At 45.9% G+C, this 23,311-nt stretch carries 16 protein-coding genes; 1 reads left to right on the forward strand and 15 read right to left on the reverse strand.

The genetic code is table 11. From position 1 onward, the window contains the following. Positions 1-245 precede the first annotated feature (245 nt). The 10 genes from AC4PM4_RS20895 to adhE form a co-directional block, all read right to left on the reverse strand. Positions 246-2,501, reverse strand: coding sequence for a stalk domain-containing protein (locus AC4PM4_RS20895; protein WP_491614477.1), 2,256 nt, complete (start codon positions 2,499-2,501; stop codon positions 246-248). A 277-nt stretch (positions 2,502-2,778) separates the two neighbouring features. Continuing rightward, entirely contained in the window at positions 2,779-4,440 is a 1,662-nt protein-coding gene (gene nagZ / locus AC4PM4_RS20900) for a beta-N-acetylhexosaminidase (RefSeq protein ID WP_090951533.1), read from the reverse strand. Between the two features lie 13 nt (positions 4,441-4,453). Then, a complete protein-coding gene (locus tag AC4PM4_RS20905) occupies positions 4,454-6,088 on the reverse strand; it encodes a response regulator (protein WP_491614478.1) in 1,635 nt (544 codons plus the stop codon). Then, on the reverse strand, positions 6,085-7,926 hold the full coding sequence (locus tag AC4PM4_RS20910) for a cache domain-containing sensor histidine kinase (protein WP_491614479.1): 1,842 nt from the start codon (positions 7,924-7,926) through the stop codon (positions 6,085-6,087). Before AC4PM4_RS20910 ends, AC4PM4_RS20905 begins: the two co-directional genes overlap by 4 nt. A 31-nt stretch (positions 7,927-7,957) precedes the next feature. Next, entirely contained in the window at positions 7,958-8,788 is an 831-nt protein-coding gene (locus tag AC4PM4_RS20915; protein WP_063565672.1) for a carbohydrate ABC transporter permease, read from the reverse strand. Next, on the reverse strand, positions 8,788-9,672 hold the full coding sequence (locus tag AC4PM4_RS20920) for a carbohydrate ABC transporter permease (protein ID WP_063565671.1): 885 nt from the start codon (positions 9,670-9,672) through the stop codon (positions 8,788-8,790). The genes AC4PM4_RS20915 and AC4PM4_RS20920 overlap by 1 nt, the downstream gene beginning before the upstream one ends. Positions 9,673-9,835: 163 nt before the next feature. Continuing rightward, positions 9,836-11,200 (reverse strand): extracellular solute-binding protein, encoded by a 1,365-nt coding sequence (locus AC4PM4_RS20925; protein ID WP_063565670.1) that lies wholly within the window; start codon positions 11,198-11,200, stop codon positions 9,836-9,838. A gap of 215 nt (positions 11,201-11,415) precedes the next feature. Then, positions 11,416-12,168 (reverse strand): pyruvate formate-lyase-activating protein, encoded by a 753-nt coding sequence (pflA, locus tag AC4PM4_RS20930; protein ID WP_090951544.1) that lies wholly within the window; start codon positions 12,166-12,168, stop codon positions 11,416-11,418. An 83-nt stretch (positions 12,169-12,251) separates the two neighbouring features. Continuing rightward, entirely contained in the window at positions 12,252-14,510 is a 2,259-nt protein-coding gene (gene pflB, locus AC4PM4_RS20935) for a formate C-acetyltransferase (RefSeq protein WP_491614481.1), read from the reverse strand. A gap of 769 nt (positions 14,511-15,279) precedes the next feature. After that, positions 15,280-17,892: a bifunctional acetaldehyde-CoA/alcohol dehydrogenase gene (adhE, locus tag AC4PM4_RS20940; RefSeq protein WP_090810711.1), complete on the reverse strand. Its 2,613-nt coding sequence runs from the start codon at positions 17,890-17,892 to the stop codon at positions 15,280-15,282. A 430-nt stretch (positions 17,893-18,322) separates the two neighbouring features. On the opposite strand from adhE, the gene AC4PM4_RS20945 reads away from it, so the two are divergent. After that, positions 18,323-19,039, forward strand: coding sequence for a Crp/Fnr family transcriptional regulator (locus AC4PM4_RS20945; protein WP_063565666.1), 717 nt, complete (start codon positions 18,323-18,325; stop codon positions 19,037-19,039). Between the two features lie 82 nt (positions 19,040-19,121). Here AC4PM4_RS20945 and AC4PM4_RS20950 read toward each other — a convergent pair whose 3' ends face one another. The 5 genes from AC4PM4_RS20950 to AC4PM4_RS20970 form a co-directional block, all read right to left on the reverse strand. Next, positions 19,122-19,835, reverse strand: a complete 714-nt coding sequence (locus tag AC4PM4_RS20950; protein ID WP_491614482.1) for a hypothetical protein — start codon at positions 19,833-19,835, stop codon at positions 19,122-19,124. Positions 19,836-20,032: 197 nt separating this feature from the next. Then, positions 20,033-20,764 (reverse strand): hypothetical protein, encoded by a 732-nt coding sequence (locus tag AC4PM4_RS20955; protein ID WP_063565664.1) that lies wholly within the window; start codon positions 20,762-20,764, stop codon positions 20,033-20,035. 167 nt (positions 20,765-20,931) lie between these two features. Further along, on the reverse strand, positions 20,932-21,228 hold the full coding sequence (locus tag AC4PM4_RS20960; RefSeq protein WP_148661829.1) for a winged helix-turn-helix transcriptional regulator: 297 nt from the start codon (positions 21,226-21,228) through the stop codon (positions 20,932-20,934). A 322-nt stretch (positions 21,229-21,550) separates the two neighbouring features. Beyond that, positions 21,551-22,279, reverse strand: a complete 729-nt coding sequence (locus tag AC4PM4_RS20965) for a ThuA domain-containing protein (RefSeq protein ID WP_269055596.1) — start codon at positions 22,277-22,279, stop codon at positions 21,551-21,553. Between the two features lie 24 nt (positions 22,280-22,303). Next, positions 22,304-23,272 (reverse strand): sugar phosphate isomerase/epimerase family protein, encoded by a 969-nt coding sequence (locus AC4PM4_RS20970; RefSeq protein ID WP_024631039.1) that lies wholly within the window; start codon positions 23,270-23,272, stop codon positions 22,304-22,306. Positions 23,273-23,311: the final 39 nt, after the last annotated feature.

Consider the following 23,311-nt stretch of genomic DNA (forward strand, 5'->3'; position numbering starts at 1 on the left):
TATGCAAATGCTGATACTTATGCTTGATTTATATACTACTAATAATGCCTTAAATGAAGTTCATAGTCAACGAACGAACCTGAGCCCGCCGCTGCTTCAGTCACAATTAAAAAGGACCCCATGAACATGGAGTCCTTTTCTGACGGTTCAGATGTTTAATCCTTCGGGCGACTTTTGGGGTGACAGGATTTATAGCATATAAGCTTTCACTCCAAACCGTCCGTTCCTGGTGAAAGGTGAAACAATTACTTCTCTGTCGGAAGAGGTGTGAACAGCAGGTTAACCGGCAAATTACTTCCCGGTGCTGCGGAGAACAGAATCGTTACACTTTGACCATAGGAACCTGTACGATAGAGTACACTTTGTTCATTTGGTGCGCTTACGGATTTGCCGTTCGAAATCTGAACAAGTTCTCCATTAACGAGCGCTACACCCGAGTATTTACCACCACGTGGGTTGAACGAGATCAATGTGCGTGGAGCCACATTGTTCAGTGTGATTTTGTACAGCACGCCAAAGTTACCCGCGTTGGAAGCATCTGTGTACGCCATTGGATCTGTCCCGACCAAATTCGGGTCACTTGCATTATCCCCCAGCGGCAAACGAGCAGGCTTCGAACCTACTTCTTGGTCATACGTAATGATACGGGTTGCATTCGGGTATGTTCCCCGGTTATGCACACCGTCACGATCCAGAACAGGCAGTGTGGACCATACAGCCATCGGATCTTTGCTTTCTTCAATCATGATAACGTTGTAATCCAGTTCATAATCGCTGAAGACATCCGAGTACAAGGAGATGACTTGACCCTGTTTCATAGGAAGAACACTCAAATCGGTCAGAATTAGCTTGCTCTCTCCAGGCTGGATGTACACTTTCTTTTGTCCAGTACCGTTCTGTATGGACTTGAACCAGCGATCAATGGACAGTTTACCTGCCGCAGTTGCTATTGGTGATGGACCTGCAAAACCCATGTTTTGCTGTTCAATGGATGCTGTATACGCATTGTTGTTTGTCGCAACAACATACATTTTCACGCTTTTACCTGTGTTGTTTACATGGTGAATCATGAAACGTGTTTGTCCAAAGGAAGATTCCTTATAAACAATACCTTCTGTATTAACGGTTTCCGGGCTGTTACTACGAATCAGCAAACTTGGCTCGTCGTAATAAGTGAAAGGTATTTTCTCCATCGATGGTACCCCACTACCATCGAAGCTGAACTTCTCACCTACTGGTGTAAACAACTGATTAAAATCAGACATGGTGTACAGCGTTTCACCTGTGATGTTAACCGTCTTGGTATAGCTGTTACTAGCACCATGTTTGTCCGTAACGGTAATTGTTACACTCTTAGGTCCCGGAACAAAGAATGCCAGAGCATTGTTTTCCCATTCAGTTTTCACAATGGCATTTTCATCATCGGTGCTTTGATCAATGTACGTGATCTTTTCACCCATTTTGTACTCTTCCTTGTCTGTCGTAAACATCGCTACAGGAGGAAGATTTAGTTTTTGTACCTGAATCGTTACAGCGTACGGGGCACTCCATTGTCCGCTCGAATCCTGGACAGCATACGTTACCGTATATGTACCTGGTTGGTCAAACGAATCCTGACGGCCAGTCCAACGCTCATCCACGATGTCCAGTCCCTTGGGAGAGCTCGATTTAGTGTTGTATGTTACCGTGTCTCCTACAAAAATCTCTTTTTGTACCGTGAAGCTGGCTACCGGTTTGGAATTCAGGTTCAGTATAACAGTCTTGGCAGACTGATTAACTTTATAAGTAATGTTAAGTGCCTGAGTAATCGACGTCAGTGGCACCATGAACGTATTTTTTTGTTGATAGGCAGGGCCTTTCATCGTTCTCGATTCACCGTTAACGGTGTAAACGCTACTATTCGTTTTGAAGCGAAGTTCATCTTCGCCGCTAATAATAATGGTTTCTTTGGTTGTATTGTCATATTTCACTTCATAACCAACCCGATCAACCAGTGCGCGGATCGCTACATAAGATACTCCATTTTTAACAGCCATCGGCTGTCCGGCAAGATATGTTTTGCCGTCTTGCACCATTTTGTTGCTGTTCATATAAAGTGTCAGATCTCCGCCCTTACTTCCGGCTATAGATTGACCGCTTGTAGATGGTTGCTCAACTTCAACTGGAGCCGTTGGAACTGTTGTTTCCTCGCCTGCATCCTCTTCATCAGCAGGGTCTGTATTAGGGTCAACCGGAGTAACATCTGTACCTGTAGGTTCATCTGTTACCGGGTTTGTTCCTTCGACTGCATTATTATCAGACTGTTTTGAATCTGACCCGGACTTTACATCCGATTCCGCGATCGTTTGTTCTTTCTTCACAACCTCCACGGATTTAACATTGGCTGTATTTGTTGTTGTTGTATCACTTTGATCGGCTGCTAGTGCATTCGCTGGAATCGCTGCAAACGCTTGGAATACAGCTAAAGCGGTAAGTATGGATAATTTCTTCTTCAAATTCATTCTTTGTCTTTGGCTCCTTCTGCTCCCATTTTATAAATATCCCCCTCAAAAAGTCATACTATTAGACGCTTACTACCGGGAAAAGTTGCTAAAAATATTTGATAAGAATTGTAAACATTTAATAGAGCGAAAATACTATGAAAATAGTTATCTATTACACGTTCGACTTGGAGTGCAATCTGTATTAAAATCTGCCGCAAATCACAATAAAAAAATCCCTCCAAGACATGGTTGAATAAGCACCATGCCACAGAGAGATTTAGAGATTTAGAATTTGCTAACGCAAACTGACAGGCAAGCGTCCTGTTGGCTGCAATTCACCTGTTAAGACGAGAGACAAAGCACGAACCACTGCAGGAGTGTTCTCGTACGTACATATATAACTTCCCGGCGTCGGAATCTCCAATAGATCATATGGATTACGCAGAGCAACTACAATCAGGGAGTACTTTTCACTAAGTTTTTGAACCAAATGATGTTGCCCTTTCGGAAGATGGCCTGCGGAAGTGTAAGTACATACGATGATTTGATCTTCCTCCGTCACATTCTTCAGTATCTCGTCCGCTTCATCATAAGACGGCTGTGTCGTTATTTTGTGCTCCCGAACTCCGGCTCTAAGCTGCGATAACGCCACGCCAAGTGAATCTGTGTGAGACCATGGTTCATCCACTTCTGTCCGTTGCACAACTTCAGGCCAGATGACATAGACATTCTTCTCAGGGTCTAAGGGAAGCAACCCATCATTCTGAACCACAGTAATGCTATTGGAGGCAATCTCATCCAACGTGGATTCGATGGAGGCCAACGATCTTGATGATTCATCTTTCTCTTTTGTTGAGAACATGATCCCATCCTCATCAGATCCATCCGATACAGCATCATCCTTTTCCATGGAGACAAACGTATGCTCCCACTGACCACAACGCGCTGCCTTCCATGAAATAATACGTTCCAATGCCTGGTTAATGGTGGCTTCATCCACTCGTCCAGTACGAACGGCTTCCACAACAGCTTCCACAGCAGAGATTTGATCTTGCAGTGTGTGACTGACCAGAATTAGATCAGCACCTGCCTCCACAGCACGAATGGCTGCTTCGGCCACACCATATGGCTTGGATATCGCATGCATTTCCAGACAGTCTGTAATAATAATGCCGTCAAAGCCCATTTCCTCGCGTAACAGCCCCGTCAACACTTTACGGGACAATGTAGCTGGAATCGGCTCCGGTTCAATCGCCGGGAAGATGACGTGAGCAGTCATGATGGCATCCACTCCGGCCTCAATAGCGCGATGAAACGGCAGAAGTTCCACCTGATCCAGCCTGTTACGTTCATGAGGTACAGTGACCATACCGAGATGTGAATCCACCGCTGTATCTCCATGTCCGGGAAAATGTTTGGCTGTTGCAGCAACGCCTCGGGATTGATATCCTTTGATGGCTGCTGCACCGTGAGAAGCTACGCTCTCCGCATTCTCGCCATAGGAGCGCACACCGATGACCGGGTTAAGAACGTTATTATTCACATCCAATACTGGGGCGAGGTTCATATCGATACCGATGCTTTTTAACTCTTGACCTAGAATCTGTGCGCATTCAAGGGTATAGTCCGGATTACCCGTTGCTCCAAGCGCCATGTTTCCAGGTACCTGGGTCACTCCCTCTTTATCAATCCGGGCCACCATCCCGCCCTCCTGATCCACGGAGATCATCAGAGGTAAATCCCCGGCTTCAGCGGCAATTGCTTGCAAGTCGGCAGACAGTCGATTGATTTGGTCTACACTTTCAACATTCCGTCTGAAATAAATGACGCCTCCGACATGATAATCACGGATCAGTCGATTGACCTGTTCATCCGCATGCTGTCCATGGAATCCACACATAAACATCTGTCCTACCCGCTGTTCCAACGAAAGCTGATCGATCGAATTCATACGCATGCTTTCCTCCCCATTATGAACCTGCTCTTTGGTTTGACCTGAATTCTGATGGTTTCATGTGAAAATGTTTATGGAACACTTTGGAGAAATATCGCCGCTCCTTATACCCCGTTGCTTCTCCAATGGCTGTAATACTCCATTCCGTTGTACTTAATAATAAGGCTGCGCTCTCCATCCGCTTATGGGTCATATATTCAACAAAGGTTACGCCCATCTGGTTTTTGAAAAGCTGACAAAAGTAACCCGGACTGATGCCCAGCCAATCAGCTACCTCATCAATACCCAGATCACATTCCAGTCTGGCGTTCATATACTCGCACGCAGAACTGATCAGCTCAGAAACAGAAGGGCGAGGTACGCTTTTCTTATCATGACAAACATAAGCAAGTGCCTCCGCCAATTCGATTAATTCCTTGATGGAGGTTGCTGAATGCAATGCACTCCAGAAATGCATTTCGTCTTGTTCAGCCATGACATGTACTTCGCGCAATTCACGAAGCATATGTACAAGCAGAAAACGCAGGCTGTTTTCGGCTACGCCCTCCAGCGCACTCTTATGCTCGCTCATCCGATGTTTCAGCATAACGAGCAGGTCAATCAATCCCTGTTTATTTCCCTGTCTGATCCAGCGAGTGATCAAGTCCAAATCCTCTTTTGTAATCCACATCGTTGCCCTTCTGGAAGGTTCTTTGGTTGACATGATGGAATGCTCAGCAGAATCTTTTCCCAACTCATCGCTGCGCTGATTAGAATCATTCATGATCAGCAAACGCTGACAGTGCCGGTATCGCTCAGCCATCTGATCATCCAGTTTCACAGGCATAACATCCTGAATGACCCTTGTCTTCATACCTGAACCGGGCTCAAATGTCGCATCTAATTCCATCTGAACCTGTTGAGCCAATGCATCTGCCCGCAGTCTCCATTCATCTGATGCCTCCACCAACATGCACCATTCTCCCTTACGGGCCGAAATCAGCAGAGTTCCTTCACAGATCCGGTCTGTAATTTCCCTAAGCCTAGAACGGAACATTCCATGCCAGCTTTGGTGCCGGGTCCCAGACCATCCGATCGAATGCTTAAAATACCCCGAAACATCGATAAGCAGCAGGATATACCGTAACGAGGATGCATGTTGTTCCGGGGAAGAAGGAGGAAAAGAAAATAACGAATCTTCCTCTTTTCGCATCAGGTCAATGATATGTTTGTGCTTTACCCATACTTCCATCTCAGATTTGCGGTGACGTTCAGCCTCCACTTCCAACCGTTTCTTCTGAATCTGACTAGCAAGCTCACGCAATTTATGTTCCAGATCCAGGTAATCGATTGGCTTGCATATGTATTCATGGACATTGTAACGGATGGCCGTACGGGCATACTCGAACTGCTGATATCCTGTCAGCAAAATAATCTCACAAGTTTCACCTTGTTCCCTCAATATTCGAATCAGTTCCAGACCATCCATGGAGGGCATACGAATATCACATAACATGATGTCAGGGTGGCATTCTGCAACTTTGTCCAGTGCTTCTGACCCGCTTCTAGCCGTACCCACAATTTCAATGCCCATGTCTTCCCATGGCAAAATAAAACTCAAATTCTCCAAAATCGGCAGCTCATCGTCAACCAGCAACGCGGTTAGATTCATTCATCTTCCCCCTGCTCATATTGTGGAATAATACATTGAATGATGGTACCATGTCCCGGAGATGAACATATAAACACCCCGTATCCGGCCCCATATTGAATCCTTATCCGATCTGCAACACTTCTTAAACCCAGCCCTCGACGCTCTGCCATTGAAGACAGTGGCTTCGTTCCCTCAGCCATGATGTATTCAGGTGGGTCTTCTGCCATGTATTCGAATCGGGCCAACATTTCCTGGGGAATACCGATCCCATTATCCTCAACTCGCAGCACCAGGTTATTTCGTTCCACAAATGCACTGATCCGAAGTACACCCTGATATTCAATTCCCTCGAACCCGTGCTGAATACTATTTTCCACAAGAGGTTGGAGGGTAAGTTTGAGCACAGATGAAGTGTATAGATGAGATGGAATATCGATTTCATACCGGAACAAATCACTGAACCTGTAATGCTGGATCTCAAGATAACTCTGCAAGTGCCTTAACTCCTCACTGAGCGAAATCTCCTCCTGATCCTGAATACTGATGCGCAGCATATTGCCAAGACGTGTCACCATTTCACTTACTTTACGCCCTTCTCCCCTCATGGCTAGTCCGTTAATGGATTCCAGCGTATTAAATAGAAAATGAGGTTTGATCTGGGCTTGAAGCACACGCAGTTCTGCCTTGGCCTTCTGTTCCTGCTCAGCACGCACACGTCGGAACAGACCTCCGATCCGATCCAGCAATTCATTGAACCCTTGGGCGAGTAATTGCATCTCGTCAAAGCCACTTCCTTCGACTCGGGCATTAAAATCCCCGTCATCTACACGCCTCATGAATCGCACGAGTACCGCAATATTGCCGGTAATCCGGTTCATGAAGAACACATTGAAAACCATCGCAGCAAGCAGACACAGCAGAATGATAATAATCGACCAGCCTGCGAACACATTCGTCTCTGCCGATAATGCTTCCCATGAAGCGACACTGACCAGGCTCCAGTTATAGTTTTTCAGATGATATTGTGAAATGATGCTTTCACTGCCATCGAACACTGCTCTGGTGCTGCTGAACCCCGGTCCGTAAATTCCAGATCGCACACCCAGATTTTCCATCTTCTCTCCGCTGTAACGTCCGGAAGGATCGTATACGATCAGACCCTCTTCGTTGATCAGTAGGAACGAAGTTTCCTGTGCAGGATCACTTACTTGCAAATGGCGGAAGATGCGGTCCATCTCCCCTTTTTTAATCTGAACGACAAGGACCCCAATATTCTGAAAATAACTGAGTTCCTTGACTAACCGAATCTGAGTAAAGACAGGCTCTACGCCCGTCAGTTCAGGATATTCCAGAGGGGCCAGCCATTTGGGCACGCCGTTGAGTTCCTGGATTTCTTTGAACATTGGATGAACTTTAAATTGTTGAAAAGGAAGAGCTTGAAAATTTTCTTTCGTAAATATAGAAACTATCTGGTTATCCTGAGACGAACGCGGACGCAAATCATACAAGAAGGCATAACTAATGAACGGGTAGTTGTATAAAAGGGAACGGAAATTACGCTGGCTGGCATTCAGCGACAATTGATTACCGATTCCAAGATCCTGTTTGCTCGGATCTTTGGCGTTCAAAGCCATCTGGAATACCGAAGTGGCAATGCCATTGTCCGTGACATTGTTGATCTGCTGAAAAACATTCTCGATATTATAGCTAATCGCCTGGAGTGCATATTCAGACTGCTGATTGTATTTTTTCTCAATCGTATGTGATGTGACCAAGAACATGCCGATTCCAAGCGTGCACATCGGTACAATGATGAGCAACAGAAAGGCCATGGCCAGCTTCATCCGCAAGTTCATTTCCCGTTCTCCCTATATAACGCATCGTTAATTAACCTTTAACACTACCTGCCGTTACGCCTTCAATGATTTTCTCCTGCAATATGGCGTAGATTACAACAACCGGTACAACACTGTATACAATGCCTGCTGACATCTGGGCATAGTTCATTTGATACTGATCACGAAACTGGACCATGCCGACAGGCAGTGTACGCAGTTTATCGGTGGATAAGAAATAGTTGGCGAGTAAAAATTCGTTCCAGTTGCCGAGGAAATTCACGATAAACACCGTAACAATGGCTGGAACTGTAAGGGGTATCACTATTCTAGCAAAGATACCCGGAGCCCTCAACCCATCCATAACCGCGGCTTCCTCAATTTCTCCAGGGAGCGACCGCATAAAAGCAGCCAAAATAATAATCGTGAACGGAATTGCATTCGCAACATAAGGAATGATCAGCGCCAAATGAGTATCCAAAATGCCGAGCTTGCGGACAAGCAAATAAATCGGCAGCATGAGCGCATTGTTTGGAATCAGCATGCCCGCCAGAATGAGGCTGTACAGTAACATGCTCCATTTGCGGTGTCTCATCCGCGTTATAGCAAAAGCAAACATGGCACCAAGCACAATCGTTCCGACTGAGGACAAGACCGAAATGTACATACTGTTCCAGAAATACGTACCAATCTTGGCATTTACCCAAGCCTCCACGTAGTTATTAAACACCCAAGTGGAGGGCAGACCGAACGGATTCAATGCAATTTCGTTGTTATCCTGCTTGAATGAAGAAAAGATTACGAATAAAAAGGGAAACAGAATCGCAAGTAGATACAACATTAACAAAACATGAGGTATACTGCCTTTTATGTTCTTTACCATCAATATTCCACCCTTTCGTTGCGTCTCGCCACCAGCAACTGATATACCGCGGTGAGCACAAGCGTCAGAGCAAAGATCAGAACCGCAATCGTATTGCCATAACCGTATTTAAAATTGGTAATCGCGTATTTGATCATATACGTGGCAAGTACTTCGGTAGAGCCTGCAGGTCCACCTTTGGTCATAACCAGAACAATATCAGCTGCTTTCATCGCCCCGGCAATGGATAACATGATGACGACGGAAATGATAGGTCTGATAAGTGGCAATGTAATTTTGAATGCTCTTTGTACGGCTGTTGCTCCATCGATGGCTGCCGCTTCATCCAGATCCTTGGGAATAGCCAGAATGGCCGCCAAAACCATGACAATATAGAATCCCGTCCACTGCCAAGCATTGGTTACGAGAATGGATATCATTGCGAACCGATTATCGGAAAGCCAATAAACCGGGGAAATACCTACGGTTTCAAGTAACTGATTCAACAGGCCGATGTTAGGCTCATAGATGAATCCCCACAGAATACCGATGACGGCCGTAGACATAATAGACGGCAAAAAGACGGCTGTTTTGTACAATCCCTTCAATTTCTTTACATTCGCAATGAGCAGGGAAAACAGCACAATGAGAGGCACCTGGATCAAAACAGAAAATGCGATAAAGAAACCGTTATTGCGAGTTGAAATCCAAAAACGTTCATCTGTCAATGCTTTTGCATAGTTGGACAGTCCCACAAAACGCGGCTCTGCGGATACACCGTTCCAACTGGTCAGACTGTAATAGAGTGAACTGCCGATAGGATACAGGAAAAACATGATAAACAAGATCAGTGCCGGCAACACAAACAACGTATAGATCAGCGGGCTGCGGAGTGAAGTATTCATGATCTACCTCCTTCAGTGACTTCAACTTCTTATGCTCATATATAGAGCAGATTCCTCAGCAGTGTAATTCTTTAGATAGGACCAAGGGTTTTACCCCGGCATTGTTCCAACCGGGGTAAACCAGCATGGTGTTAGCAGGTACTCTTCTTTGCTCGAAAGATCGTTATTCTACTGAAGCATTAGCCTCTTCCTGAACCTTTTGCAATTCTTCGGCCATTTTTTCTGGTGTCGTCTGTCCACCAACCAGCTTCTGAATTTGCAGGTTGCCGATCTCTGTCGTAACATCAGCTTGAACGAGTGCATCAAACGCCGGGAAAGAAGTCTGCGATGCATTCAGAACAGCTACGATTTCTTTCATCAAATCGTCGGTGATGCTGTCAGTCAGCACTTTTTCATCCAGTTTCATCGCTGGTAACACACCGTCTTCTACGAGCCCACGTACTTGCATATCTTCGTTGTAGAAGTTTTTGATAAAGGCTTTAACAGCCGCCAACTTCTGCGGGTCATCCGCAGCCGCTGCAGAGAAACCGTATCCATTATTGACGTCACGCATCAGGGCTGTCTGATCTCCTACACCGTTCTCTACCGGAGGCATATTGAAGAAACCAACTTTGCCAATGAGCGACTCCCCGCTCTGTCCTTCCTTGAATACAGACGATTTCCACGTTCCGTCATACATCAGAATCGCTTCACCGCTCGTAAATTGAGTTGTATATTCAGCATATTCATAACCAAGCTCGCCTTTTTTGAAGTAACCTTTATCCACCCATTCCTTATGCTTCGCGAATCCTGCGACAACGCCTGGATCAGTCCACTTGGCTTCGCCTGTAGCAAACTTCGCCGTAATATCAGGTCCAGCGTAACGGGACCACAGATGGTTCGTTAACATGAGTGGAACCCAGCCTGCTTTGGAAGCAGAAGCAAGTGGCACCTTGCCATCAGCCTTGATCTCAGCGAGCATATTATCCAGCTCAGCCATTGTTGAAGGCGCTTTCCAACCTTTTTGCGTAAAATACTCTTTATTGTAGAAGAATCCTTCACCCGATCCCCCAATAGGCAGTCCGTACACTTTGCCTTCATAGGTGAATGGTTCAAGCGATGAAAATTGGTCCTGAATGCCCAGCTCTTGCAAGATCGGCGTGAGATCCAACAACATGCCTTCTTTAGCATATACTTTGGAGTCTGGACTACCGAACAATTCGAAGATATCCGGCGGATTGCCTGCTGCCATCTCACCACGAAGTTTCTCCTTACGGTTTACATCGGATTCAACTCCGTCCAGTGTAAAGGTCAGGTTGGGTACTTCGCTCTCCACTTTGGCCACAACGTCCTGCAGAATGGCCAGCCTTTTTTGTTTGTCGGCACCCACCTGAGTGTGACGGAGAAGCATCTCAACCGGTTCCTTGCTTGGCTCCGCAGGCGTATTGCCTGCTCCCTGTTGTGGTTCGTTAGTTGAGCTCGAACAACCTGCCAATGTCCATGATGTGATAAGCAATAATGAAAGCAGTAATGTCATTCCTTTTTTCATTCGTATGACCCCCCTCAAGATATTGAGCATTTGGCTTTACACTCTGATTATAAAAAGTTGTAGCTTACATCGTAAGGATGACAATTCATCAATGGAGGGATAAAATCCTTCACTGGACAAATAATCTTGCATTTACAATTGATAACAGCAAAAAAACAGCCCCTGCGAAACATGTTCGCAAAGACTGCTTGGTTGGAAGATCTGTATATAAATGTTTACTTAATGGAGCAAGTCATGCCCGCTGTTTCCGTACGACCTTGTTCAATCAAACGATACGCCCGCTCTACTTCCTCATCACTTGGAGAAGGAACTCCATCGAGCGGATAGGCTTTCCCCAATGCCTGCCATTTGTAAATACCCATCTGATGATAAGGCAGAATTTCGAACTTCTCGACTCCATTTAGCGTTCCAATAAACCGCCCCAGATTGAGCAAGTCCTCTTCCTCATTGTGAATCCCTGGCACATACACGTGGCGAATCCACATTTTTCGTCCATTGTCCGATAACCATTGTGCGGTGCGCAATGTTCTCTCGTTGGATTTGCCTGTCAGCTTGATATGTTTCTCATCATTGATGTGCTTCAGATCCAACAAAACCAGGTCCGTGTTATCTAACAAATCATGAATTCGATCCGGTTCATTGAAACCGTTGCTGTCCAGCGTAGTATGCAATCCCCAGCGGCGTTTTGCTTCTTTGAAAACTTCGGCTACAAAATGAGCCTGTAATGTTGGCTCTCCGCCGGATACCGTAAGTCCTCCGCCGGAACTACGATAGTAGGACAGGTATGGCTCGATTTCAGCCAGTACCTCCTCCACGCTCATTTCCCTGCCACCATCCAGTGCCCATGTATCCGGATTGTGACAATACTGGCATTTGAGCAGACATCCCTGCATAAAAAGCACGAAGCGGATGCCTGGGCCGTCAACCGTCCCGAAAGTTTCGAGTGAATGAATATGTCCATTAACCATGCTGCCTCTTCCTTTCTTTATCGCATCCGCTGTGCGTTTAATATAGAGGCTCTACTCCTTTGAACCGTTGAGTTAAGCCCAAGTTACATCGAACCGTGGAAGGTCCGGTTAATGACATCGAGTTGTTGCTCACGTGTCAGTTTGATGAAGTTAACCGCGTAACCGGATACCCGTACTGTCAGCTGCGGATAGTTTTCCGGGTGATCCATCGCGTCAATCAACTGCTGGCGATCAAATACGTTCACGTTCAGATGGTGTGCCCCTTGACCAAAATAACCGTCCATCATGGCAACCAGATTGGATTTACGTGTGTCTGACTCTTTTCCGAGTGCTTTAGGCACGATGGAGAATGTGTTAGAGATCCCGTCAAGGCTGTGTTCGTACGGCAATTTGGCTACTGAGCCAAGGGATGCCAGTGCACCTTTTTTGTCCCGACCATGCATTGGATTCGCTCCTGGTGCAAACGGTTCGCCTGCTTTACGGCCATCTGGTGTTGTACCTGTTTTCTTGCCGTACACTACGTTCGATGTGATCGTCAGTACAGACTGTGTTGGGATCGCATTACGATACGCTTTGTGTTTGCGAATCATGCCCATGAAGCTTTCCACCAGTTCAACTGCGATGCTATCGACACTGTCTTCATTGTTACCGTAACAAGGGAAGTCGCCTTCAATTTCAAAATCAATTGCGATGCCTTGTTCGTTGCGGATCGGTTTGACTTTCGCATACTTGATGGCACTCAGAGAGTCTGCTGCAACCGAGAGGCCAGCAATACCACAAGCCATCGTACGTACGATGTCGCGGTCATGCAGGGCCATTTCAATACGCTCATAGCTGTATTTGTCATGCATGTAGTGAATGACGTTGAGTGAGTTCATATACAGTTTGGCAAGCCATTCCATCATCGGTTTGAAACGTTTCATAACTTCATTGTACTCCAGCACTTCGCTTGTGATCGCCGGATATTCAGGTCCAACTTGTGCTCCCGATTTCTCATCACGACCGCCGTTGATTGCATACAGCAATGCTTTTGCCAGGTTGGCACGAGCGCCGAAGAACTGCATTTGTTTCCCGATCTTCATCGCAGATACACAGCAAGCAATACCATAATCGTCTCCATAGATCGGACGCATCAGATCATCATTTTCATACTGGATGGAGCTCGTTTCGATGGATACTTTCGTACAGTATTGTTTGAACGCTTCCGGAAGCTTGGTGGACCAAAGTACAGTAAGATTCGGCTCAGGTGCAGGACCAAGGTTGTTCAAAGTGTGCAGGAAACGGAAGCTGCTTTTCGTAACACGGGTTTCTCCATTTACGGACATGCCACCGATGGATTCAGTTACCCATGTTGGGTCTCCACTGAACAATTCATTATAATCCGGCGTACGCAGGAATTTGACGATCCGCAGTTTCATAACAAAATGGTCAACCAGTTCTTGAGCCTGTTCTTCAGTTAGCAAGCCTTCTTGCAAGTCACGTTCAATGTAAATATCAAGGAACGAAGAAACACGTCCGAGCGACATCGCCGCACCATTTTGCTCTTTAATCGCAGCCAGGTAACCGAAGTAGAGCCATTGGAACGCTTCTTTTGCGGTTGTGGCTGGCAAAGAAATATCGAAACCATGCATTTCACCCAGTTGTTTTAACTCTTGCAATGCACGAATCTGTTCGGACAGTTCTTCGCGGAGGCGAATGACATCTTCATCAATCACATCGACTTCAAGTGCATTCAGCTCACTTTTTTTATTTCGAATCAGGAAGTCCACGCCGTACAGAGCTACCCTGCGATAGTCACCGATGATCCGGCCACGGCCGTAAGCATCAGGCAGACCGGTAATAATCCCTGCTTTACGTGCTGCACGCATTTCAGATGTATAAGCATCAAATACACCCTGGTTATGTGTTTTACGGATGTTCGTAAATATATCTATGACGCCTTGAGGCATTTCAAAACCATAAGCTTCACAAGCATCAATCATCATGCGAATTCCACCGAATGGCTGAATGGAACGTTTGAATGGAGCATCTGTTTGAACACCAACAATCTGTTCTTTGGATTTATCCAGATAACCTGGTTGGTGAGAAACAATCGTTGCTGGCGTGTTTACGTCAACATCAAGTACCCCGCCGTTATCGCGCTCTTTTTTGGTCAAATCGGATACGATATCCCATAACTCTTTCGTATTCTGAGTTGCACCTGCAAGAAATGCTTCGTCGCCATAGTAAGGTGATAAGTTGCGTGCCAGAAAATCATTCACATCTACGGATTTCGTCCATGTTCCTTTGGTAAAGTTTCTCCAGCCTGTTAGTTGTTTGACATCTTTTTCGATCACCGACATAGTAATCCCTCCACAAATTTGGATTTCCGGACACATGACAGGATGCTTCACTCGTCTCATCTGTGCCCAGAGCCGCGATTAATGTGATAAATTTCACATGTAAGCCGGAACATGTTCTCTCTACTTGGGAACCGGAACCGCGGATGAATGTTTTTCTTACATTTTCAGTATACGTCTTTGTTCTTTCACCATCTGTGATTTTTATCACAAAGTTTGTGACCATCCTCACTCCACCTGTGCTGTGTCATGGTGAACCCTGCAAATTCACACTTAGCCACTGCGCGGGCAGAACAACTTCCGATCAATGTTCAAACCCGATTTCCCCGATTGAACAATATAATTTGAACGAAAGGATATGTACACTGACCACTCAGAGGATAGAACAACCTTCCGATCGCTGTTACCCCCAGATTTTTTTGATTCCCTTTTAAAAAGGGAAATTCCGGGGATAAAGGCGAGCGCTATCGCTTCTTCAGGTTTTTTCTCTCCTCTCCGTTATCGTGTACATTTATGATTCAAACTATATAGCATAGAAGGTTGAAATCGTGCTTGAAAGAGAACGCTTCGCTTCTTCAGTTTTTTTCTTCCCTCTCCGTTATGGTATGAATACCTGGTTCAAAAAGTAACATCACGGATTCCGTGTAACCTCTTTTAAAAAAGACAACTGCAAAGATTACGTTTTACCTTTTTTTACTGGAAAGACGGCAATCGGGGCTCCCCTTTCGGGGAACCCTGACTATCTGCCTGAATCCTGCTGTTGCTTTAGTTATTACTCAAACTTGCCGTAGAATGCGTTGCGATATACATCAGCCAGTTCAGTCACTAACGGCAGTTTTGGATTAGCTGTGGTACATTGGTCCTCGAATGCGCGGTCTGCCAGATAATCCACATGTGCTTCAAAGTCTTTGGCGTCGAATCCAATTTCCTGGAACGATTCTTCAATACCCAATGTTTTGTTGAGTTTGCGAATCGCATTGATGAGGCTGGTAACCCCTTCTTCTGTTGTACGTGCAGGCAATCCCAGAATACGGGCAATTTCGGCATAACGCTCATCTGCAACAAAGTGCGAATATTTCGGGAACGATGCAAACTTCGTCGGTTTTTTCGCATTGTAACGAATGACGTGCGGCATCAGGATCGCATTGGTACGTCCATGTGCGGTGTGGTACTGACCGCCCCATTTGTGTGCCAAGCTGTGGTTAATGCCCAGGAATGCGTTGGCAAAAGCCATACCGGCAATCGTCGAAGCGTTATGCATTTTCTCACGAGCCAATTTGTCACCTTGCAGCGCAGATTGCTCGAGGTATTGGAATACCAGTTGAATCGCTTTGATCGCGAGTCCATCCGTGAAATCATTCGCCATGACGGATACATATGCTTCAATGGCGTGAGTCAATACGTCCATACCTGTATCCGCAACAGCGGTTTTAGGCAGAGAGTATACGAATTCCGGGTCTACAATGGCTACATCTGGTGTTAACTCGTAGTCTGCCAGTGGATATTTCGTATTGCCTTGATTTTTATCTGTAATAACTGCGAACGATGTTACTTCCGAACCTGTGCCCGAAGTTGTCGGGATCGCTACGAATTTCGCTTTCACGCCAAGACGTGGATATTTGTAGATCCGTTTGCGGATATCCATGAATTTTTGCTTCAAATCATTGAAATCCGTGTCAGGATATTCATAGAACAGCCACATCGCTTTGGCAGCATCCATCGGTGATCCCCCGCCGAGAGCGATAATGCAGTCTGGCTGGAAGCGGCGCATCATTTCCGTACCGCGGTCTACCGTTGTTGTGGATGGATCAGGTTCGACATCAGAGAACACTTCAATGGCTACTGGCATTTGACGCTGACGCAGATAGTGCTCTACTTTTTCCACATAACCGAGTTTGACCATCATGGCATCCGTAATAATGGCTACGCGTGTGATGTCCGGCATTTTGGCAAGATACTGTGTTGCACCTTTTTCGAAGTAGACTTTGTTCGGCACTTTGAACCACTGCATATTCACGGTACGGCGAGCCACCCTTTTCACGTTGATTAAGTTTACAGCGGTTACGTTGGAAGAAGTCGAGTTACGTCCATACGATCCGCAGCCCAATGTCAGTGACGGCATGTTGGTGTTATAGATGTCACCGATGGCGCCGTGTGTGGATGGCGAATTCACGATAATCCGTCCGGTTTGCAGGCGATCTGCGAATTTGCTAATGACTTCTTCGTTTGTCGAATGAATAACAGAGGAGTGACCCATGCCGCCAAAAGCAACCACTTCTGCTGCACGCTCAATCCCTTCAGCTGCCGTTTTCACTTTGTAACAAGCCAGTACCGGGCTTAGTTTTTCAGCCGACAACGGGAATTTTGTACCTACCCCTTCAATCTCGGCTACGAGAATTTTGGTGTTAGCAGGGACCTCGATACCGCACATTTGCGCAATGCTGACTGCAGATTGACCAACAATCGCCGGGTTCACCGCACATTTCTCAGCATTAATCGCACCTGCGGTCAGTTTCGCTGCCTCATCCTTGTTGACGAAGTAACAGCCGTTCGCGATCATTTTCTTTTTCACCTGATCGAAGATCGGTTCTTCGATGATGACTGCTTGCTCGGAAGCACAAATCATACCGTTATCGAACGATTTGGACAAAATCAGATCCGTTACTGCTTGATTGATATCTGCGCTTTTCTCAATAAAGCAAGGTACGTTCCCTGGCCCTACGCCCAGTGCTGGTTTACCACAGCTGTATGCAGCCCGTACCATACCTGATCCGCCTGTTGCCAGAATGAGCGCCACATCGTTATGATTCATCAGTGCGTTTGTGCGATCCATGGAAGGATCATCAATCCACTGGATACAATCCGCTGGAGCACCATGCTTCACTGCAGCATCAAGCAGGATTTTGGCGGCTTCCCGGCTACAGTTCTGTGCAGATGGGTGGAAACCGAAGATGATTGGGTTACGCGTTTTGATGGAAATCAGTGCTTTGAACATCGTGGTGGATGTCGGATTCGTTACCGGGGTAATCCCCATGATGATGCCGACAGGCTCCGCAATTTTCTGGAAGCTTTCGTACTCGTTATCTTCGATAACCCCTACTGTTTTGTCATATTTTATGCTATGATACACATATTCTGTTGCAAATATATTTTTGGTGATTTTATCCTCATACACACCCCGACCTGTTTCTTCCACGGCCATTTTGGCGAGCATCATATGTTTGTCCAGACCTGCCAGCGCCATCGCTTGCACGATTCGGTCAATCTGTTTCTGATCCATGGACATGAATGCTGCATGTGCTTTATTCGCTTTGTCAATTAACGTTTGAATATACTGACCTGCTGTCGGTTCTTTTACTGGGGCGACTTCGTTCTTTACAGCCATCTCCCTCATCCTCCTAAAGGTTCGTATTGGTTTGTCTCTCTTCTTTACATTCACATCGTATCATGGGGAAAGAGTTAATTATGTGATTTTTTTCACAAAGTATAACAAATTTAATTTAAGTTTTTTAGTGTCTCTCACTTAGCCATTTACACTTCCTATTTAAACTATAGGGCTGTCAGATTCATCCTCTCCTTTTGAAAGTGAATTTAATCACAATGTTTGAAATTTCGCCATTTTTGCCCCCTTTCCACGCCCCTCAAACGGCAAGATAAGGTATATACTGAACTTAAAAATTGAACCACCGCAATTTGTACCGTCCTTCCCGGCCGAGAGATGACCCTGATCAGGACGGCAACGGTTTGCGGCGAACCACGGGGGCCAGTCCAAGCTGCAGAAGGCCGTCCGATGGACACAAAGGGGAGATAGACTTATGAGAGAACAACTGAGTGTACTGGAAAAACGCGGAAATACCAACTGTTTCTCGGAAGCGAATTTCAACCATCTGCTCGTAACGATGAAGGACAGAACCTATCCGGAAGGAACCCATCTGTATTGGGAGGGAGATGTCTCTGACAAACTTTATTATATGAAACGAGGCCGTGCTCAGATCACCAAATCCACGGATGAAGGCAAGGAATTGATTATGTACATGTATCAAGCCGGTGATATGATTGGGCAGGCTGATCCGTTCTTCGGATCGAAACACAGCTTTTCGGCGGAAGTGCTGGAGGATAGTGAGATCGGCGTACTGGAGCATAAAGACCTGGAAATGCTGATCTGCCAACACTGTGACTTTGCGATCGACTTTATGAAATGGATGGGTATCCATCACCGGTTAACCCAAACCAAATTCCGTGATCTGATGTTATATGGCAAACCGGGCGCACTCTGCTCCACGCTGATTCGATTGTCCAATTCCTACGGCGAGCCCCATGGAGAGCATGTCATGATTCATAAAAAAATAACACACACGGATCTGTCCAATATGATTGGAGCGACCCGTGAAAGTGTCAACCGCATGTTAAGCGATTTGCGTAAAAAAGACGCCATTGAATACGATAACGGCATGATTGTCATCAAGGATCTGCACATGCTCCAGGGCATCTGTCACTGTGAATTATGTCCTAACGAGATTTGCCGAATCTGACGCTTTTCCCATCTTGTAAAACTTTTGATACGCAAATGAAAAAAGCCCATCTTCTATAACGAAGATTGGGCTTTTGTTATGCTTAAGATACAGTAGTCAACTCGAGCTTTACTGCATCACGTGGATTCAATTTCATGTCCAAACCGTTTTCCATCAGTTCCTTATCATTCACCATGATCATCCAGCGTTGGTTCATCCGGGGAATTACATTTTCAACGGAAACAACGAATTTGTTGTTCTCCGACATTCTTACAATCCCACTGGACTTCAATACATCACGCACAGTACATTCCTGAACATACACCCCGGCATATTGACGATTGAGATTTGGTATAATATTTCCACCGCTCACCTTGAGTAATGTTGTTTGGTAAACAACATCGTCTCCCCCACTGTCAGCGGCTTTTACATATATGATCACTTCATCTTTGACATGAAGCTCCATGTCCCAATTTTCCGGGTCAATATCCTTGCCATTCAGTTTGACCGCCCAGCTAAGTGAGGAGTCCAGAGAAACTTCCCCCACGGATTGGATCCGCTTGCCATCTGCTGTAAAATCGACAAGTCCACTGTTCAATAGTGCTTTCTTGAGCGTCAGACCTTCACTAAAATCTCTCTTAATGGACTTCGTTGCGTCAGGCAAAAAAGTACTGCCATCCACTGCCACAGTAATAGTATTCTGCGATTCGGTCTCTTTGACGATTGGCTGTTCGGAAGGCTGTGTCTCGCTACAGCCGGATAATATAACCAGAATAAGCAGACATATACCTATGTAACCGGGGATTCTCTTCTTCATGTAGGTAACACCACCCTGCGTAAAATCATTCACCCTGTTGTCCATAACCTCTATTATGGCACAAAATTCATGCAAAAAAAGTGTCAATGCCGTTACTTTTCATCCAGCAGCGTCCATAACTGGTTTGTACAACACAAAGAGCCTGCAAGCAGGCCCTTTGGCTCCTAATTATTATTAAGGTCTATTAAGTAGCATGTTTACTGAACACAAGCCTGCATGTAGGTACGGCCTCCGTCTCCATCCTTCAGATACGGGTTGAGCCCAAAGAACTGTTCCTCCGACACATAGACGCCTGTCAGCAAACGCCCTTCAAGTAATCCACCATCCACCTGTACACAGAACGAAGGTGCATCCACATATTCCTGGTAGAGCGGAATCTGACCCGATGATTGGTGTACCTTGGATACCTTGCCTTGCTCGTGCAGCGGCCGTTCAGAGAAATAGGTAGGTACAATATAACGGGCAATCACATCCAGCTCTTGTACAGTGTAGAAGGTGTCATCACCCAGCCAAGGCGCAAGCATGCGGATCTTCTCATATTGTGACCATACAATCGCCTGAATCAGCATCTCCGCTTTAACAAAACGCCCTTCGCCCACATCCAGATACACACGTTCTTCATGAACGTTGGCTTCGGCCTGAACCCCGATGGAATCGGGTTGTCTCAGTTCACATCCAATACATTTCCAGCCTCTTGCTGTCTGAATCCATTTTTGCAGTACCGCCGGAGCCATTACCTGACCATTGCTATTCGTGGAATGAGTCTTCTCACCTGCAACATCATCCTTAACTGACGGGGAATATGAGGTTCGTTTAAATAGCTCCGCAGCTTTTTTGTAGATTAAATGTACCTGGATGGATGCGCTCTCAAGTTCTGCAATATCTTGCTTGCCGTAGCGTACTTCACGGGATAAGCTTTCTTCTCTCATGACAAGTGGCCTCCTCGCTCCGGCCGCCTGCGGCCATTTTATTTACAATTATACTACAACTCGCGACAACATGTGCAGGACCCTTAAGACAAAAACTCCTGATTTCCACTGGAAATCAAGAGCCTTTATCCCATCAGTTCACTTAGTTTGAGCCGGGGAAGCTGTTACTACTCAACCCACTGCTCTGCCCAGTCTTGAATTTGATTCATAACGGGCTGTAGCGCCTTGCCTTTCTCTGTCAGTTCATATTCAATACGAACTGGCGTCTCCGGATAGACATGACGGATCAGAATTCCTTCGCTTTCCAGATCTTTCATCCGTTCTGACAACATCTTATCACTCATCGATGGAATCAGGTTGGAGATATCCTTGAACCGCTTCGAACCACTCATCAACGTTTGAATAATCAAACCGTTCCAGCGCTTACCCAAGAAAGAAAACGCCGTCTCAAAGCGCGGACACATCCGCAGATCTTGGCCTTCCACATTAATCACCTCTTTAGAGATCACTCAACTTACGTTTAGTTAGTATATTTCATAATAACATATTTAAGTCTCAAAGAAAACGTCTGCCGCTAAAAAGTTAAAATTTTAGGGGCATAACTCAACTTCGATGATACAACTCAGTATACATCACATGGGACAACGGAACCATGGGAAAATATCGTCTAACTCCCATGTAGCTATCTTACCCAAAAAGAACCCAGCTGCCACAGTCATACTTGACTTGGAGAAGGGTTCTTTGGTATATCGTTTATTTTATCCGTTCATACAGCCAATTTGCAGCTTAAACCAGCACGTTACCAAGTGATCTTACAGGCTCGCTGAAGCCAAATTCCGGCTTAACGTTGCGCGTAGGATATGCCCACTTCACTCCATTGCTGATCACTTTTAAAATTTCCGGATTGTAGAAGGTCGGGTATGTTTCATGACCTGGACGGAAATAGAAGATTTTTCCTGAACCGCGGAGGAACGTGCATCCGCTTCGGAATACCTCTCCGCCTTGGAAATTACTTACAAACACCAGTTCATCCGGTACTGGAATATCGAAGAATTCTCCGTACATTTCTTCTTTTTCCAGAATGATCTTGCTATTGATTCCCTCGGCAATCGGATGGGACGGATTCACACACCAGATAATCTCCTGCTCATTAGCTTCACGCCATTTCAGATCACAACTTGTGCCCATCAGCGCTTTGAATGGCTTGGAGAAGTGACCAGAGTGCAGCACAATCAACCCCATACCATCCAGGACTCGCTGTGCAACCTTCTGTGTAATCTCGTCGCTCACACGCTCATGCGCCATATGTCCCCACCATATAAGCACATCTGTCGAATTCAGCACCTCATCACTTAATCCATGCTCAGGCTGATCCAGTGTTGCAGTGCGAATGGCAAAGCCTTCGCCTCCCAGCCCGTTTGCCAACGCAATGTGCAAACCGTCAGGGTAGACTTCTTTTACTTCATCATGAATTTTCTCATGGACAAATTCATTCCAAATGGTGACGTTAATCATATTCAATTTCCCCCTAGTGTAACTCTAAACCCACCACATATCTCCCAGCGGCTCTTCAATCAATACTTGTTGGAGATTTTGCACAGCTTTAGAGAATCCTTCTTCTACCGACATCAGACCATCTTCGTGTTCAATACTTACGACATAATCATATCCAACCAGACGCAGAGCACTAATAATATCAGCCCAAGTCTTGTTATCGTGACCATAACCGACCGAGCGGAATTGCCAAGCACGATCAAGCATGTTTGTATAATCCTGCATATCCGTTACACCATATTTGTTCACGTTAATTGGATCAATAGTTGTATCTTTCGCATGGAAGTGATGAATCGCGCCTTCACGTCCCAGAATGTGGATCGCTTGCACCGGATCAATACCTTGCCACCACATGTGGCTCGGGTCCAAGTTAGCGCCAATCACTTCGCCTGCTGCTTCACGCAATCTCAGCAAGGTAGCTGGTGTATGCACAGAGAATCCACCGTGCAGTTCCAGTCCCACTTTCACATTGTGATCTGCAGCGAATTTGCCCCACTCTGTCCAGTAAGGGATAACTTTGTTGTCCCATTGCCATTTAAGAACTTCCTGGAAGTCATTCGGCCATGGTGCAACAGGCCAGTTCGGATATTTGGCATCCTCATGGTCTCCCGGACAACCGGAGAATGTGTTTACAACAGGCACTTCCAGTTTCTCAGCCAGTTCTACCGTCTTAACGAAATCATCGTGGAATCCTTTCGCAATATCCTTTTGTGGATGAAGCGGGTTACCATGACAGCTCAGTGCGCTGATGGTCAGACCGCGAGATTCTACTGCATTTTTGAAGTTTTTCAATGCTGTCGGGTTGCTCAGAAGCTCATCCGGTTTACAATGAGCATTCCCTGGATGTCCACCAGTTCCGATTTCTACTGCTTTCAAGCCTTTGGATGCAACATAGTCGAGTGCATCCTCCAATTTACGTCCTCCGAATAGTACCAAAAATACGCCGAGTTTCAAGTGCGATTCCTCCCTAGATTAAATATCATATTAATTGCT

Source organism: Paenibacillus sp. MDV22-iso6, from assembly GCF_058408365.1.